The organism is Mesorhizobium sp. M4B.F.Ca.ET.214.01.1.1 (assembly GCF_004791545.1).
GTDB classification, from domain to species: Bacteria; Pseudomonadota; Alphaproteobacteria; order Rhizobiales; family Rhizobiaceae; genus Mesorhizobium; species Mesorhizobium abyssinicae.
In genome coordinates this window covers 1-17087 of record NZ_SRUX01000024.1, presented here as the reverse complement: position 1 = coordinate 17087, position 17087 = coordinate 1, and the positions used below count along the sequence as shown (strand labels likewise).

Below are 17087 nucleotides of genomic sequence, written 5' to 3'. Positions count from 1 at the left end.
GGAAACAATAAAAGGCCGGGCAATGTGCCCGGCCTTCGCAAGAGATGCTGCCTTGGTTACTTGATGCGGACGACTACTTGATGCGGCCGACGCCGCCCGAGATCTCGACCGTCTCCGAGCCGGTCAAGGCTTCGAGGTCACCATTGGGCAAAGTGACGAAACAGCCGTTCGGGCAGAATTCCACGGTTTCGCCGGCGGCCAGCGCCAGCTCCGTCTTGCCGCCGCCCTCGGTCACGATCAGCGTCCTGGTCTCGGCGTCCTTGTTGACCGCGCTGGCGGCAAAAGCCGACCCGCTCACGGCCAGGAAAGCGATGGCGGCGACGACAGACTTCCACATTTTGCAATACCGGTGTTTCCACACCGCCTCTTGTTGCATTTCGCAAGGCATTCTCGCCCTTTGCATGCGAGCTTATATGAGATCGAAGCTGAACCGCAACTGAATGCCGCATTCATGCCGCAATTGGTTTGCGAGCACGCTGCGGCGTCTCCAAGGTGTACTGAGATTCAGGTCAGGCCGTGTCGAAAACGGTGGGTTCCGAGAACCGGAGCGGAGCGTACATAAAGTAGGTGAGCACCGGAAGCGCAGGCAGCCGCCGTTTGCAGGCCGGCCTCACCTGAATATCAGCCCACCTCAATCCGGGTCGGGCTTGCTGCCCTTGCGCCTGGACTTCGCCAGGCGCGCCTTCTCTACCGCGGCTTCGGCCTCCGCTTGCTCCTTGTCGGCGAAGTCGGCCTCCATCTTGTCGTCGTCGAGCGGCCATGCCTCGGGCTTCTTCGTCTCGACCACGGCGCGCGGCGTCGACGGGATCTCGATGTGCTCGCTGTTGAACTCATCGAAGATGGCGAAACGGATGTCGTTCTGGACGATGTTGCCGTTGAGGATGTCGGCGAGGAAGACGCGGATCTCGAATTCGAGTGCGGCGGCGCCGAAATTGGCGAACAGCACGAACGGCTCGGGGTTTTTCAGCACCAGCGGATGGCTGCGCGCGATGTCGAGCAAAAGGGCATGCACCCGCTTGACGTCGCTGCCATAGGCGACCCCGACCTTGATATCGACACGGCCGAGCTTGTTGCGGTGCGTCCAGTTGCCGACCGCATTGTTGATCAGGTTCGAATTGGGCAGGATCACCGACTGCCGCTGGAACGTCTCGATCTCGGTGGCGCGCACGCTGATCTTCCGGACCGTGCCCGTGGTGTCGCCGGCGACGATCCAGTCACCGACCTTGAACGGCCGCTCGGCGAGCAGGATCAGGCCGGAGACGAAGTTCGACACGACATTCTGCAGGCCGAAACCGATACCGAGCGACAGGGCGCCGGCAACGAGGGCCAGGTTCGACAGGTCGATGCCGGCCGCCGAGACGCCGACGAGGCCGGCAATGGCGACGCCGGCATAACCAACCGCCAGCCGTATCGAGTTGCGCACGCCGGGATCGACCCTGCCGCGCGCCATCACTGAGCCGTCGAGCCAGCCCTGGAACCAGCGCGTCAGGAAATAGCCGATGACGAAGACGACGATGCCGCTGAGGATGCCGGTGAACGAAATCGTCACCGAGCCGATGGTGACGCCCGTCGCCAGCTTGTAGGCCCAGGCCTGGATGTCGCCGGGCTGGAATCCCCACATCAAAAGGATCAGCGGCAGGAACACCAGCACGATCATCAGGTTGATGGCGATGCTGACGACCAGGCCGAGCTGGTCGAGCGCAGTCTCGTCATAGCTGGAATTGGTGGTCAGCCAGCGCCCTATCGATGTGTCGGCGAAGCCGCCCTCCTCGCCGATCGCCCGCGCCGACAGGAAGCCGATATAGGCGGTGACGAGGACAGTGCCGGTGACCACCACCTGCAGGGAGACGAAGAGCGCAAGGCCGATATAGCCGAGCAGCGCCGCGGCGATGGTGAACAGGCCGAGCGCCACGGCGGTGACGCGAAGCCAGGCTGGCCACGGGCGCCATGTTCCATCCCTCGCCCGGAATGGCTTCAGCAATGCCATCAGGATCAGGATGACGCCTACGATGATGGTGGCGACGAAGCTTCTGGCAATGGTCAGCGACAGCGGCGAGCCCATCTTGTCGTTGACGACCGCCAGGAAATTGTTGAAGCCGATGACCACAGCCATCGCCGTGGTCAGCCGCACCAGCCAGCGCGCCGGGCCAGTTGCGACCGGGATCAGGCGCCAGTTCGGCAGGCGCGGCTCGAGTGCGGCATTGGTCAGCCGGTTGACGCAGAACACCACCGCGATGACGGCCAGCAGCGCATTGAGGAAGACGCCGATGTCGCCGCGCAGCACATTGTAATAATTGAAGAAAAACACAGTCGAGGCGAGGAACACTGTGAGCGCCGCGGACGGCAGCAGCGTCGACCAGAACGCCACGGAAAGCCGGCTGAGATAGGACGGCTCCTCGATGGACGGGTCGGGTTCGAAGATCCGCCCGAACAGTCGCCGGCCGCCGACCAGCAGCACCGCCGCCAGCCCCAGCGCCATCAGGGCCGCCGCGAGCACGGCCTGGAGCTTGAATTTGAAGGCGAAGCTCAGCCAGGACACCACCGCCTTGTAGAGGCCGGTGAACTGATCGTGAGCATCGGAAAAGGCCTGCGGGCTGAGTGCGTCGGTCAGCTCGTAGCGTTTGGTCAGAACGTTGCGGAAAAGCTCGCTGCGCATGATGCCGATCTTGTCGATCAGCCCGTTGATGCGGATCGACAGGTTCTGCGCGCCGGCGATGACGGCGTTGATCTCCGCCTTTTCGGCGGCAAGCGCACTGCGCTCGTTGGTGACGATCGCGGGCTCCGGCGGCTGTCCCTGCGCCGGCGGCGGCCCCAGCACCTCGATGCGATTGTTGATGTCGGTGAGGCGCGACCGGAAGGCCAGCGCGCTGTTCAGCGCCGCCCGCGACATATCCTCGAGCTGCAGGCGGATGTCGACGAGCGCGGCGTCGTCCTCGGCATCGTCGGTGACCTTCTTTTCGAGACCATCGGTCTTGGCCGTCAGGTCCTGGACGACCTTCTGCTGGTCGGCGATCAGCTGGGCGGAACCCTGGCCGATCGCCTGCGCCATCGCGTCGAACGACGGCTGCGCCGACACGACGAGCATGAAGACCAGGATCAGGCGAAGCAACCGGAAGAGCATGACGTTGTTGGCGACTCGCTGCCGAAAGACTTGGAAAAACTCCGTTCTTGATAAAGACCGCCATACCATGCGGCAAGCCGTCCCCGTCCAGAGCCGCCGAACGGACCGGAGTCGGCCAGTCGAAAAGCGATGGCGCAATCTTGGCTTTGCGCCCGCCGCCTGCTCTATAGTCTGCCGCATCGCACAAACCGGACGACATGAAACATGGCGGAATATTCGGCCTTTTCGCTCCTCAAGAACGCGCTCAGCGGAAACCAGGACTGGAAGCCGGCCTGGCGCAAGCCGGACCCGAAGGCATCCTATGACGTGATCGTCATCGGCGGCGGCGGGCACGGCCTGTCGACCGCCTACTACCTCGCCAAGGAGCACGGCATCACCAACGTCGCGGTGCTGGAAAAGGGCTGGCTCGGCTCGGGCAATGTCGGCCGCAACACCACCGCGGTTCGCTCGAACTACCTTTTGCCGTCCAACACGCGCTTCTACGAGCATTCGATGAAGCTGTGGGAGAACCTGTCGCACGACCTGAACTACAACGTCATGTTCTCGCAGCGCGGCTGTCTCAACCTCGCGCATACGCCGGCCCAGTTCGATGACTATGCCAGGCGCGGCAACGCCATGCGCCATCTCGGCGTCGATGCCGAACTGATGACGGTCGACCAGATCAAGCGGCTGGTGCCTGTGCTCGACGTCTCCGGCTCGGCGCGTTTTCCGGTCATCGGCGGACTGATGCAGCGGCGCGCCGGCAGCGCCCGCCACGATGCGGTGGCCTGGGGCTATGCGCGCGGCGCCGACCGCCGCGGCGTCGACATCATCGAGAATTGCGAGGTCACCGGCTTCCTGCGTGACGGCGACCGCATCACCGGCGTGTCGACGACGCGCGGCGAAATCCGCGCCAGGAAGGTTGCGCTTGCCGTCGCCGGCAGCACCGGCCGCGTCATACAACTGGCCGGCATCGACAAGATGCCGATCGAGAGCCACGTATTGCAGGCCTTCGTGTCGGAATCGCTGAAGCCGATCATCGACACCATCCTGACCTTCGGCATGGGCCACTTCTACATCTCGCAGTCCGACAAGGGTGGCCTGGTCTATGGCGGCGACCTCGACGGCTACAACAGCTATGCCCAGCGCGGCAGCCTGCCCATCGTCGACGAGGTGATGAGCGAGATGCTGGCGCTGTTCCCGGGCCTGGCGCGCGTGCGCATGCTGCGCTCCTGGGGCGGCCTCTGCGACATGACGATGGACGGCTCGCCGATCATCACAACCGGCCCGCTGCCCGGCATGTATCTCAATTGCGGCTGGTGCTACGGCGGCTTCAAGGCGACGCCTGCCTCCGGCCTGTGCTTTGCCTGGACCATCGCCAAGGACGAGCCGCACGAGCTCAACGCGCCCTTCACGCTCGACCGCTTCTATCGCGGCCTCGTCATCGACGACAAAGGCCAGGGCGCGACGCCTCGGCTGCATTAGGGTTTAGATAAATGCTCATCACCTGTCCCTATTGCGGCCCGCGCGACGTCATCGAATTCACCTATCAGGGCGACGGCAACCGCGAGCGCCCGCAACCTGCCTCGCAGGACATCGACGCCTGGAACGCCTATGTCTACGACCGGCTGAACCCCGCCGGCGACCACAATGAGATCTGGCAGCATTCGGGCGGCTGCCGCGCCCATGTCAGGGTCGTGCGCAACACGCTGACGCATGACATCTCCAGCACCGCCTTCGCGCATGGCGGCCACAAATCCGCCGCGCGGCACAGGACGGAGGCGAAGTCGTGAGCCCGCGCCGCACTGAGACCGGCGGTCGCGTCGACCGCCTGCGCACCATCCGCTTCAGCTTCGACGGTGCTTCGTACACAGGCCATGCCGGCGACACGCTGGCCTCGGCGCTGCTCGCCAATGGCGTCACGCTGTTCGGCCGCTCGTTCAAATACCACCGCCCGCGCGGCGTGCTCACCGCCGGCGTCGAGGAGCCGAACGCATTGGTGACGGTGCTGCGCGGCGAGGTCCGCGAGCCGAACATCCCGGCCACCATGGTCGAGATCTATGACGGGCTCACCGCCGTCAGCCAGAACCGCTTCCCCTCGCTCGCCTGGGACGTCAGCGCGGTCAATCAGCTCGGCGGCAAGCTCCTGTCGGCCGGCTTCTATTACAAGACCTTCATGGGGCCGGTGATCGGCCCACTCAAGGGCACGCGTTTCTGGATGTTCTGCGAGCATTTCATCCGCCGCGCCGCCGGCCTCGGCAGGGCCGGCACCGCCGCCGACACGTCGCGATACGAGCGCATGAACGCCTTCTGCGACGTGCTGGTGGTCGGCTCAGGTCCGGCCGGCCTGATGGCCGCCAAGGCTGCCGCCGACCAGGGCGCGCGGGTCATCCTCACCGAGCTGGAGCCGCGCTTCGGCGGCTCGGCCAACTGGTCCGGCGAGACCATCGACGGCATGCCGGCGGCCGACTGGGCGGCGCGCGCAGCCGGCCAGCTCGAAGGCAACGACAATGTGCGGCTTTTGCCGCGCACCACGGTCTGGGGCTACTATGACGGCAACACGCTTGCCGCGCTGGAGCGTGTCACCGACCACAAGGAGAGCCCCGCCAGGGGCGAGCCGCGCCACCGCTACTGGGCGATCCGCGCCAGGACCGTGGTGCTCGCCACCGGTTCCTTCGAACGGCCGCTCGTCTTTCCCGGCAATGACCGGCCGGGCGTCATGCTGGCGCATGCGGCGGAGCGTTACGCCAATGAATATGGCGTGCTGCCAGGCGAGCGGATTGCCCTCTTCACCAACAATGACAGCGCCTACCGCTCCGCCCAGGCATTGAAGCAGGCAGGGGCCGCGATCGTCGCCATCATCGACGTTCGCGCCGAGCTGTCGGATGAGATGCGCAGGCTGGCCACCGAAGCCGAGGCGGAAATCCTGTCCGGCCATGCCGTGATCGCGACGGAAGGCGGCAAGGCGCTCAACGGCCTCAAGGTGCAGCGCTTCGACATGCTGAGCGGCGCGCTCACCGGCGATGCGCGCAGCATCCACGCCGACTGCCTGCTGATCTCTGGCGGCTGGTCGCCGACCATCCACCTCGCCAGCCAGGCCGGCGCCAGGGCCGAGTGGGACGCTTCCCGCCAAGCTTTCCTGCCGCCCAAGCCGACGCAGCGCTGGGTCGGCGCCGGTGCCTTCACCGGCAGTTTCTCGACCGCCGAGGCCATTGCCGAAGGCCGTGCCGCGGGTCTCGCCGCCGCCGGCAGCCCTGGCACGCCGGCGGCGTTGCCGGACGTCGAAGCAGCGCCCGGCGAGCCCGATCCGGCGCCGGTGTTCGAGATCAAGGCGAAGGGCAAGAGCTTCGTCGATTTCCAGCACGACGTGACGGCGGAAGATGTGCGGCTGGCGCATCGCGAGGGCTTTGTCTCGGTCGAGCATCTGAAGCGCTACACCACGCTCGGCATGGCCACCGACCAGGGCAAGAGCTCAAACGTGCCGGGCCTCGCCATCATGGCCGAGGCGCTCGGCAAGCCGATCCCCGAGGTCGGCACGACGCGCTTCCGCCCGCCCTATACGGCGGTGTCGATCGGCTCGCTGGCGGCCGAGCGTTTTGGCGACGTCAAGCCCGAGCGGCTGACGCCGATGCATGACTGGCACATCGCCAATGGCGCGAGGATGTATTCGGCCGGACTCTGGTACCGGCCGATGATCTACGGGCTCGCCGGCGAGACGGTCGAGCAGGCCTATGTCCGTGAGGCCAAGGCCACCCGCGACAGCGCCGGCATCGTCGACGTCTCGACGCTGGGCAAGATCGCGGTGCAGGGGCCGGACGCGGCGGAGCTCCTCGACCGCGTCTACACCAACATGTTTTCCACGCTTGCCGTCGGCAAGGCGCGCTACGGCCTGATGCTGCGCGAGGACGGGCTTGCCTTCGATGACGGCACCACCTGGCGGCTTGGCGAACAGGACTTCCTGATGACCACCACCACCGCCAATGCCGGCAAGGTGATGCAGCATCTGGAATATTTCCTCGACGTCATCTGGCCGGAGCTGAAGGTCACCGTCACCTCTGTGACCGACGAATGGGCTGGCGCCGCCATCGGCGGGCCGAAGGCGAGAGCCATCCTTGCGGCCTGCGTAACCGGCAGCGCCGTCGACAACGCCACCCTGCCCTTCATGGGCATTGTCTACGGCCAGATATCAGGCGTGCCGGTGATGATCTGCCGTCTCTCTTTCTCCGGCGAGATGGCCTTCGAGGTCTATTCCGGCGCCGGCTACGGCACCCATGTCTGGGAGGCGCTGATCGCGGCCGGCAAGCCGTTCGGCCTGGTCACCTACGGGCTCGAGGCGCTGGGCACGATGCGCATCGAGAAGGGCCATGTCACCGGCGCCGAGATCGACGGCCGCACCACGGCGCGCGACCTGCATCTCGACTGGATGCTGTCGAAGAAGAAGCCCTTCATCGGCTCGGCAATGATGGACCGCGAAGGATTGATCGCGCCTGACCGGCTGCAACTGGTCGGCCTGGTCTCGCTCGACAACCGCCCGCTCAACGGCGGCGCCCATATCGTCGAGGAATTGGACGAAGCCAATCCGCACAATTCGATCGGCCACATCACCGCCTGCTGCTACTCGCCGGCGCTCGGCAAGCATATCGCGCTGGCGCTGGTCAAGGGCGGCAAGGCCCGCCACGGCACGCGCGCCTTCGTCTCCGACCCATTGCGCAACCGGTTCGGTCCGATCGAGATCGTCTCCAACCACTTCTACGACCCGGACGGGAGCCGCATGCATGGTTGAACGCCAATTACCCGTGCGCTTGTCTCCGCTCGAGCCGGAGTACCATCCGGGCTCGCACGGCAATTTCGAACAAGGCGTCGACGTCATCCTGTCGGAGACGCGGCCGGGGTCGATCCTGCAGCTCGCCGCTTGGCCGGGCGAGGAGAAGCGGCTGATGTCGGCCATATATAAGGTTGCGGGCCTTGCCCTTCCGGACGGCGCAGGCGGCGGCGTCGCCAACGGCGTAAGAGCGGCGTTCGGCTTCGCCCCGGGCAAGTTCACCGTCGTCGACGAAGCCGAGGGCCTTGCGGCCGCGTTCTGCGGCGTCGTCACGCCGGACGTAGGCACCGTCACCGATCTGTCGCACGGCCGCACCGCGATCCGCATCGCCGGCCCGAAGGCCGAATGGGTGCTGGCGAAGTTCTTCGCCATCGATTTCGCCCTGACGGCCTTCCCGGTCGGCGCCGGCCGCTCGACAACGCATCACGACGTCTTCGCGCAGATCCAGCGCAGCGGCGGCGACCAGTTCGACATCTACGTCTTCCGCTCCTTCGCCCGCTCGTTCTGGAAGGCGCTGTGCCACGCCAGCGAGGAAGTCGGCTACGAGGTGCAGTAGAGCAATTCCAGGAAAAGTGTGCAGCGGTTTTCCATCCGGAATTGCGTAAGACAAGAGGACAATTCTGGAAAAACACGCAGCTGGCACTACGGACGGCTGCAACTGCTGCTTGAGCCTTAGGCCAGCCGGGACGATAGATAGGAAATCACGGGCTCCTGTCGGGGCAGGTGCCCGTCCAGGCAACCCGTTCGACCATATCCTCCAATGACCGCAGAGACTTCGGCGACAGCCACAACCCGCTTTGCCCCGGCGGGCGAAGCGTCGATGCTTTTGCCGGCGACGGTCGCCTGCGGCGTCTTCATGACCAGTCTCGATCAGAATGTAGTGGTGACTGCGCTTCCCGGCATCGGTGAAAGCCTGGCCCGTCCGCCGAGCCAGCTTGGCCTGCTGATCACCGTCTATGTCGCCAGCCTCATCATCTCGATGCCGCTCGGCGGCTGGGCCGCCGACCGCTTCGGCCTGCGCAACGTCTATTGCTTTGCCCTGCTGGTCTTCGCCAGCGCCTCCGCACTTTGCGGCCTCTCGGAGAACATCTGGATGCTGGTCGCCTCGCGGGCCATGCAAGGTTTCGGCGGCGCGCTGATGGGCACGCTCGGCCAGGTGGTGATCCTGTCGAGCTTTCCGCGCGACCGCACGCTGAAGATCAACATGTACATTTCGCTGGCCGGCCAGTCCGGACCATTGGTCGGCCCGCTGGTCGGCGGCGCGCTCACCACCTACGTCTCGTGGCGCTGGATCTTCTACATCAACATCCCGATTGCGCTCATTGCCGCGCTGCTCGCCGCCTCGCTGTTCCCCTCCGCGACCAAGCCGGTCCGCACGCCGTTCGACTTTCCGGGCTTCCTGCTGGTCGGCAGCGGCATGGCGCTGCTCGTCTTCGGCATGGATTCGCTCGCCGCCAAGGACGCCGCCGCCGGCATCATCGCCGCCGAGCTCGGGCTGGCGACCGCCATCCTGACCGTCGCGTCCTTCTATTGCCTGCGCGTCCGCAATCCGCTGCTCGACCTCAAACTGCTGCGCATCCGCACCTTCCGCGTCAGCTTCCTGACCGGCGGCGGCCTCGATACGATCGGGCTGAGCTCGGTCGTCTTCCTGTTGCCGCTGATGTTCCAGCTCGGCTTCGGCATGAGCGCGGTGCAGGCGGGATCGCTGACCTTCGTTGCCGCGATCGGCTCGCTGCTGACGCGCTTCATGATGCCGCGCATCCTCAACCGCTTCGGCTTCCGCCGCGTGCTGGTCGCCAACACGCCGATCGTCGCCTGTCTGGTCGCTGGCTTCGCCTTGATGCAGGCAAGCCTGCCCGCTTGGATCGTGCTCGCCTATATCTTCATCTTCGGCATCTTCCGCTCGGTGCAATGGGCCTCGACCGGCAACCTGTCCTACTCGGACATCGCGCCCGAGCAACTCGGCCGCTTCAGCGCGCTCTACTACATCCTCTGGCAGCTCGCGGTGGCGGTCAGCGTCGGCCTGGCGGCGGCACTTCTGTCGCTGCTCGCAGGCGGCGGCCAGGCGAGCGTCAACGATTTCCGCATCCTGTTCGTTATCGAAGGCCTGATCACGCTCTGCGCCTTGTTCGCCTATCTGCGGCTGACGCCGCAGGACGGCGCCCATGTCAGCGGCCATGGCGTGCGTATGAACACCGAGTAGGCTGCAGGCGTGGCGGTCGCGAGCCTTACTCGCTGAACGTCACCCATTCCTCGAGCGGCGCGCGGTCGGTGCGGAATTCGTTCTCCGGCTTCGACGTGTCCTCGTAGCCCAGCGCCATGCCGCAGACGACGATCTCCTCGTCCGGGATGTTGAGAACCGGGCGGATCTGCCGGTGATAAGGCGCGAAGGCCGCCTGCGGGCAGGTGTGCAGGCCCCTGCCCCGCGCCGCCACCATGATGTTCTGCAGGAACATCCCGTAGTCGATCCACGAGCCCTTGTTCAGCCGCCGGTCGACGGTGAAGATCATGCCGACGGGTGCATCGAAGAAGACGAAGTTTCGGTCGTGCTGGGCACGCATCCTGTCGACCTCGCGCCGGCCAATGCCGAGCGCGCCGTAGAGGCCGAAGCCGTTGGCGCGGCGACGGGTGAGATAGGGTTCGAAGAACTGGTCGGGGTAGTAGCGATATTCGTCCCACTCCGCCTTCTCGGCGCGAATGCCGGAATTGAGGATGGCGTCTGAGATGCGCTGCTTGACCTCGCCCTTGGTCACATAGACCCGCCACGGCTGCATATTCGTGCCGGAAGGCGCGCGCGAGGCAACGGAAAGGACGTCGCGGATGGTCTCGTCGTCGACCATGTCGGGCAGGAAGGCGCGCACCGAGCGGCGCGACGTGATCGCCTCGTCGACGATCGCCGCGTCCTTGGCAATCCGGCTGTTGTTCTCCAGCATGGGTCGTCCCTTTGCGCGTGGCCGGAAACCGAAACCGGTTCCCGCGAAGGACCACGCGCAGACTGCTTGAAACCTGGTCCACGACCGGACGTCCCCACCCGCCGTTCGTGGCCGAGCCTTTGCATGAACCGCAAAAAACGCGCAAGCAAATCTTGTGGGAGTATGAAAATACTCTTGATTTTTTCATGCGGCTGGCCTCTCATGAAATTAATCTGAATTTTTTCACCGGGAGGCCGATGACCCCGACCACCCTCAGATCGGAACAGGACAATGGCGAGCGGCTGCTGGCCGGCGACATCCGTGCGCTGCGCAAGGCGCGCGGGCTGACGCTGGCCGAGATCGGCCTGAAACTCGGCCGTTCCGTCGGCTGGGTCAGCCAGGTTGAGCGCGGCCTGTCGGTCCCTTCGCTCGGCGACCTCAGGGCCTTCGCCGAACTGTTCGGCGTGCCGCTCAGCCTGTTCTTCGGCCACGACGTGCCTTCCGAGAAGGAGCGCGGCGTGGTCGTGCGCGCCGGCAGCCGGCGCTCGCTTGGCACAAGCGAATCCGGCCTCGTGGAGGAGCTTCTGTCACCTGATCTCGGCGGTAGCTTCGAGATGTTGCGGTCGGTCTTCGCGCCGGGAGCGGAACTGAAGACCGAGGCGCGCCGCCCGACGGAAGAAGCCGGCTATGTCGTGTCGGGTGTTTTCGAGATCGAGATTGCCGGCGTCTGGCACCGGCTCGGCGAAGGCGACAGCTTTCGCTTCGAGGGCAAGCCGTTCCGCTGGCGCAATCCGGGCGCCGAGCCGGCGGTGGTCATCTGGGTGGTTTCGCCACCGGTCTATTGATTGAAGGGGAAGAACATGGCGGGTTTGCCGAGCACGGCACGCGTGGTGATAATCGGAGGAGGTGTCGTCGGCGCCTCCTCGCTCTACCACCTCTGCAAGGCGGGCTGGACCGACTGCGTGCTTCTGGAAAAGAACGAGCTGACCTCGGGCTCGACCTGGCATGCCGCCGGCAACGTCCCGACCTTCTCATCCTCATGGTCGCTGATGAACATGCAGCGCTATTCGACCGAGCTCTATCGCGGGCTTGCCGAAGCAGTCGACTATCCGATGAACTACCACGTCACCGGCTCGCTCAGGCTCGCCCATTCGAAGGAGCGCATGCAGGAGTTCCAGCGCGCCAAGGGCATGGGCCGCTACCAGGGCATGGACATCGACGTCGTCGGGCTCGACGAGATCAAGCGCCGCTATCCGTTCATCGAGACGCATGAGTTGAAAGGCGCGCTCTACGACCCGAGCGACGGCGACATCGATCCGGCGCAGCTGACCCAGGCGCTGGCCAAGGGCGCGCGCGACATGGGCGCCAGAATCATCCGCTTCTGCCCGGTCACCGGCGTGCGCCGCGAGAACGGCGAATGGGTGGTTGCGACGCCGCAAGGCGACATCCGCTGCGAGATCATCGTCAATGCCGCCGGCTACCGCGCCGCCGAGGTTGGAAAAATGTTCGGCCGCGAGGTGCCGATGATGGTGATGAGCCATCAATACATATTGTTCGAGGAAATCCCCGAGCTTGCCGCCTGGACCAGGGAACAGGGCAAGAAACTGCCGCTGCTGCGCGACGTCGACACCTCCTACTATCTGCGCCAGGAAAAGAGCGGCATGAATCTCGGCCCCTACGAGCGCAATTGCCGCGCGCACTGGGCGACCCACAACGACCCGATGCCCGAGGATTTTTCCTTCCAGCTCTTCCCCGACGATCTCGACCGGCTGGAGCACTATCTCGCCGACGCAGTCGCCCGGGTGCCGATCCTTGGCACTGCCGGCCTCTCCAAGGTGATCAACGGACCGATCCCCTACGCGCCGGACGGCAACCCGCTGATCGGCCCGATGCCCGGCGTGCCGAACGCCTTCGAGGCCTGCGTCTTTACCTTCGGCATCGCCCAGGGCGGCGGCGCTGGCAAGGTGCTGGCCGAATGGATCACCGAGGGCCAGACCGAATGGGACATGTGGTCCTGCGACCCGCGCCGCTTCACGTCCTTTGCCGCGGCGCCCGACTATTGCGTCGCCAAGGGCATGGAGATCTACGGCAACGAATACGCCATCCAGTTCCCGCGCCATGCCTGGCCGGAGGGGCGCAACCGCAAACTGTCGCCGCTGCACGATCGCATCAAGGCGCTCGGCGGCCAGTTCGACGCCTATAATGGCTGGGAGCGCGCCACCTGGTACGCGCATCAGGGTGACGACACATCGGAGCAATCGACGCTGACCTTCCGCCGCGACGGACCGTGGCAGCACCGCGTGCGCGAGGAATGCCTGGCGGTGCGCGACGCCGCCGGCATCCTCGACCTGCCCGGCTTCTCCCGCTTCAATCTCGAGGGCCCGGGCGCCGCCGACTGGCTGGCGCTGCAGGTCACCGGCCTGGTGCCGAAGCCCGGCCGCATCGGCCTCGTCTATTTCTCCGACGACAAGGGCCGCATCGTCACTGAAATGTCGGTCGTGCGCCACGGCGAGGAGCAGATGACGCTGATCACCGCCGCGGTCGCCCAGTGGCACGATTTCGAATGGCTGAAATCGCGCATGCCGAAAGACGCAGCCTTCACCCTGACCGACCGCACCGAGGACTATTCGACGCAAATCCTCGCCGGCCCCAAGTCGCGAAAAATCCTTGCCGAGGTCTGCGCCGCCGACCTGACGCTTCCGTGGCTGACGCATCAGGAAACGACGATCGCCGGACGCTGGGCGAAGCTGGTGCGCGTCTCCTTCGCCGGCGAGCTCGGCTGGGAGATCCACACCAAGGTCGCAGACACGGCGACGGTGTTCGATGCTGTCTGGGCCGCCGGCCAGAAGCACGGACTGAAGCCCTTCGGCATGTACGCGCTCGATTCCCTGCGTCTGGAAAAGGGCTACCGCGCCTGGAAGGGCGACCTTTCGACCGACTATACGATCCTGCAGGGCGGGCTGGAGCGTTTCGTCAAATGGGACAAGCCAGACTTCCGCGGCAAGGCGGCACTGCTCAACGAGAAGCAGCAGGGCGTGAAGAAGCGTTTCGTCACCCTGGTCGTCGAGAGCCCCGGCGAATGCGACGCGCCCTATATGTCGACGCTCTGGCATGACGGCAGGGTCGTCGGCGAGACGACATCGGGCGGCTATGGCCACCGGGTCGAGAAGTCGATCGCGCTCGGCATGCTGCGCGCCGATCTCGCCGAGCCCGGCGCCTCGGTCGAGGTCGAGATCTTCGGCGACCGCTTCAAGGCCGTGGTGCAGAAGGACGAACCGCTCTGGGACCCGAAGAACGAAAGACTGCGGACATGAAATCAGTGATCCTCACCGACGGCGGCATGGGCCAGGAACTGGTCCGGCGCAGCAAGTCCGAGCCGACGCCCTTGTGGTCGGCCAGGGTGCTGATCGACGAACCGGACCTGGTGCGCGACCTGCATGTCGAGTTTATCCAGGCGGGCGCCCGCGTCATCACCCTCAACACCTATTCCGCGACGCCCGAACGCCTGGCGCGCGAAGGCGCGGAAGACCTGTTCAAGCCGTTGCAGAAGCGCGGCGTCGAGCTTGCCAGGCAGGCTTGCGAGCAAGCCGGCGATGCAGCCGTCGCCGGCTGCCTGCCGCCTCTGTTCGGCAGCTACGCGCCTGCGCTGACCATTTCCTACCAGGAGACGCTCGACACCTACCGCCGCATCGTCGCCGAGCAGGCCGATGGCGTCGACCTCTTCCTGTGCGAGACGATGGCCTCCGCCGACGAGGCGCGCGCCGCCGTCACGGCAGCGTCGGAAAGCGGCAAGCCGGTCTGGGTGTCGTGGACGCTCGCCGACCACGGCACGCCGCGCCTGCGCAGCGGCGAGACGATCGCCGCGGCGTCGAGCGCGCTCGGCGACCTGCCGGTCGCTGCCAGGCTGGTCAATTGCTGTCGGCCGGAAGCCGTGAGCGCCGCACTGCCCGAGCTGATCGCGCTCGGCGGACCGGTCGGCGCCTACGCCAACGGCTTCACCTCGATCGAGGCGCTGAAGCATGGCGGCACGGTCGACGTGCTGCATGCCCGCCACGACCTCGACCCGCAGGCCTATGCCGACCAGGCCATCGGCTGGGTCGAGGCCGGCGCCCTCATCGTCGGCGGTTGTTGCGAGGTTGGCCCCGCCCACATCGCCGCCCTGCGCGACCGGCTCGATGAGGCCGGCCACCGGATTTCGGGAGTTCAATGATGCCCAGACCCTCATCGCGCATCGCCGGCATCGTGCCTTCGGGCAAGGACGGCTGGGAGGTGCATTTCGCCGCCTGGACCCGCAAGCAGGCCGGCGAGGACATTATCATGCTGTCGGTCGGCGACCATGATTTCGACACGCCCTCGCAGACGATCGAAGCCTGCGTCAGCGCCGTTCGCGCCAGCAACCACCACTACACGCCGCTGCCCGGCCTGCCGCGACTGCGCAAGGCGATGGCGGCGGCTTCGACCGCTTGCACCGGCGTCCTGACGGAACCCGACCAGGTCATTGCCACGCAGGGCGGACAGGCGGCTCTCTACGCCGCCGTGCAGGCCGTGCTCGATCCCGGTGACCATGCCATCGTCGTCGCGCCCTACTACGCCACCTACCCCAACACGTTCAGTGCGGCGGGCGCCGAATTCACCGTGGTCGAAACCCCGGCCGAGAACGGCTTCCAGCCGCGGGCCGACATGATCCGCGAGGCGCTCAAACCCAACACCCGCGCCATCCTCATCAACACACCGAACAACCCGACCGGCGCCGTGTATTCGCGCGAGCGGCTGGAGGAACTGGCGCAAGTTTGCCGCGAGCATGACCTCTGGCTGCTCTCCGACGAGGTCTACTGGACGCTCGGCGGCGGCGAGCACATCTCGCCGCGCTCGCTGCCCGGCATGGCCGAGCGCACGCTGGTCATCAATTCGATGTCGAAGAGCCACGGCATGACCGGCTGGCGCATGGGCTGGCTGACCGGCCCAAGCGAGATGATCACGCTGCTCATCAACCTCAATTTGGTGACAACCTACGGCCTGCCGGCCTTCATCTCGATCGCCTGCGCCGAGGCGCTTGAAAACCACTACGGCGTCAAGGAGATCGCCGAGCGTTACGCGGGGCGGCGCACGCTGTTCCTCGAAGCGATCCGCGGCATGAACGATGTCACCGTGCGCGGCTCCGAAGGCGGCATGTATGTGATGCTCGATATCTCGGCCGTCGAACGCGACGACGAGAAATTCGCCTGGGCGCTGCTCGACAAGGAAAAGGTCGGCGTCATGCCGGGCTCGAGTTTCGGCGAGGCCGCCGCCGGACATATCCGCATCAGCCTCTGCCAGCCGGAGCCCATCCTCAAGGAAGCAGCGCTTCGCCTGCGCCGCTTCGCTTCCGCTTACCGCCGCGAGGCCGCATGACCAAGAGCATTCCCAGCAAGGCTCGCGCTGTCATCATTGGCGGCGGCGTCTCCGGCTGCTCGGTCGCCTATCATCTGGCCAAGCTCGGCTGGACCGACATCGTGCTGCTCGAACGCAAGCAGCTCACCTGCGGCACGACCTGGCATGCCGCCGGCCTGATCGGCCAGTTGCGCGCCTCGCAGAACATGACCCGGCTGGCGAAATATTCGGCCGACCTCTACGTCAAGCTCGAAGCCGAGACCGATGTCGGCACCGGTATGCGCCAGGTCGGCTCGATCACCGTGGCGCTGACCGAAGAGCGCAAGCACGAGATCTACCGGCAGGCCTCGCTGGCCCGCGCCTTCGATGTCGATGTCCGCGAGATTTCGCCCAGCGAAGTCAAGCAGATGTATCCGCATCTCAACGTGTCCGATGTCGTCGGCGCGGTGCACCTGCCGCTCGACGGCCAGTGCGACCCCGCCAACATCGCCATGGCGTTGGCCAAGGGCGCGCGCCAGCGCGGCGCGACAGTCATCGAGAACGTCAAGGTGACCAAGGTCCACACCAAGGGAGGCCGCGTCTCCGGCGTGTCGTGGGCACAGGGCGACGAACAGGGCACGATCGAGACCGACATCGTCGTCAACTGCGCCGGGATGTGGGCGCGCGAACTCGGCCGCCAGAACGGCGTCACCATCCCGCTGCACGCCTGCGAGCACTTCTATCTCGTGACTGAGCCGATCCCGGGGCTGACCCGCTTGCCCGTGCTGCGCGTGCCGGACGAGTGCGCCTACTACAAGGAAGATGCCGGCAAGATGATGCTCGGCGCCTTCGAGCCGGTGGCCAAACCCTGGGGCATGGACGGCATTCGCGAGGATTTCTGCTT

General features: G+C 65.8%; 13 protein-coding genes. 10 read left to right on the top strand and 3 right to left on the bottom strand.

Translation table 11 applies throughout. The annotated features are described in order from the left end of the window. Nucleotides 1–73: 73 nt before the first annotated feature. Nucleotides 74–337: a hypothetical protein gene (locus EN857_RS31500; protein ID WP_187331283.1), complete on the bottom strand. Its 264-nt coding sequence runs from the start codon at nt 335–337 to the stop codon at nt 74–76. A 294-nt stretch (nt 338–631) separates the two neighbouring features. Next, entirely contained in the window at nt 632–3121 is a 2490-nt protein-coding gene (locus EN857_RS31495) for a mechanosensitive ion channel family protein (protein ID WP_127394064.1), read from the bottom strand. A gap of 204 nt (nt 3122–3325) precedes the next feature. Between EN857_RS31495 and EN857_RS31490 the strand changes: the two genes are divergently transcribed. The 5 genes from EN857_RS31490 (at nt 3326) to EN857_RS31470 (ending at nt 10125) form a co-directional block, all read left to right on the top strand. Next, entirely contained in the window at nt 3326–4585 is a 1260-nt protein-coding gene (locus EN857_RS31490) for a sarcosine oxidase subunit beta (protein WP_128346366.1), read from the top strand. Between the two features lie 11 nt (nt 4586–4596). Beyond that, complete coding sequence (locus tag EN857_RS31485; protein WP_128274969.1) at nt 4597–4893, top strand: sarcosine oxidase subunit delta; 297 nt, start codon at nt 4597–4599, stop codon at nt 4891–4893. Then, entirely contained in the window at nt 4890–7883 is a 2994-nt protein-coding gene (locus EN857_RS31480; protein WP_127393905.1) for a sarcosine oxidase subunit alpha, read from the top strand. The genes EN857_RS31485 and EN857_RS31480 overlap by 4 nt, the downstream gene beginning before the upstream one ends. Then, nucleotides 7876–8478 (top strand): sarcosine oxidase subunit gamma, encoded by a 603-nt coding sequence (locus tag EN857_RS31475; protein ID WP_127393904.1) that lies wholly within the window; start codon nt 7876–7878, stop codon nt 8476–8478. Before EN857_RS31480 ends, EN857_RS31475 begins: the two co-directional genes overlap by 8 nt. Nucleotides 8479–8742: 264 nt before the next feature. Beyond that, nucleotides 8743–10125: an MFS transporter gene (locus EN857_RS31470; protein WP_245493365.1), complete on the top strand. Its 1383-nt coding sequence runs from the start codon at nt 8743–8745 to the stop codon at nt 10123–10125. Nucleotides 10126–10150: 25 nt separating this feature from the next. Here the strand turns inward: EN857_RS31470 and EN857_RS31465 are convergent, their stop codons facing one another. Beyond that, the gene (locus EN857_RS31465; RefSeq protein ID WP_127311983.1) at nt 10151–10855 is read right to left on the bottom strand and encodes a nitroreductase; all 705 of its coding nucleotides are present in this window, start codon (nt 10853–10855) and stop codon (nt 10151–10153) included. A 236-nt stretch (nt 10856–11091) separates the two neighbouring features. Here EN857_RS31465 and EN857_RS31460 point away from each other — a divergent pair, with 236 nt between their 5' ends. The 5 genes from EN857_RS31460 to EN857_RS31440 form a co-directional block, all read left to right on the top strand. Next, complete coding sequence (locus tag EN857_RS31460; RefSeq protein WP_127393625.1) at nt 11092–11679, top strand: XRE family transcriptional regulator; 588 nt, start codon at nt 11092–11094, stop codon at nt 11677–11679. A 15-nt stretch (nt 11680–11694) separates the two neighbouring features. Next, nucleotides 11695–14148: an FAD-dependent oxidoreductase gene (locus tag EN857_RS31455; RefSeq protein WP_128276167.1), complete on the top strand. Its 2454-nt coding sequence runs from the start codon at nt 11695–11697 to the stop codon at nt 14146–14148. Continuing rightward, nucleotides 14145–15044, top strand: coding sequence for a homocysteine S-methyltransferase family protein (locus EN857_RS31450; RefSeq protein ID WP_128346364.1), 900 nt, complete (start codon nt 14145–14147; stop codon nt 15042–15044). The genes EN857_RS31455 and EN857_RS31450 overlap by 4 nt, the downstream gene beginning before the upstream one ends. Beyond that, a complete protein-coding gene (locus tag EN857_RS31445) occupies nt 15044–16225 on the top strand; it encodes a pyridoxal phosphate-dependent aminotransferase (protein ID WP_127284947.1) in 1182 nt (393 codons plus the stop codon). The genes EN857_RS31450 and EN857_RS31445 overlap by 1 nt, the downstream gene beginning before the upstream one ends. Beyond that, nucleotides 16222–17087 (top strand): FAD-binding oxidoreductase (locus EN857_RS31440; protein ID WP_135859617.1); only part of this gene is annotated, 866 nt, incomplete at its 3' end. The genes EN857_RS31445 and EN857_RS31440, both read left to right, overlap by 4 nt.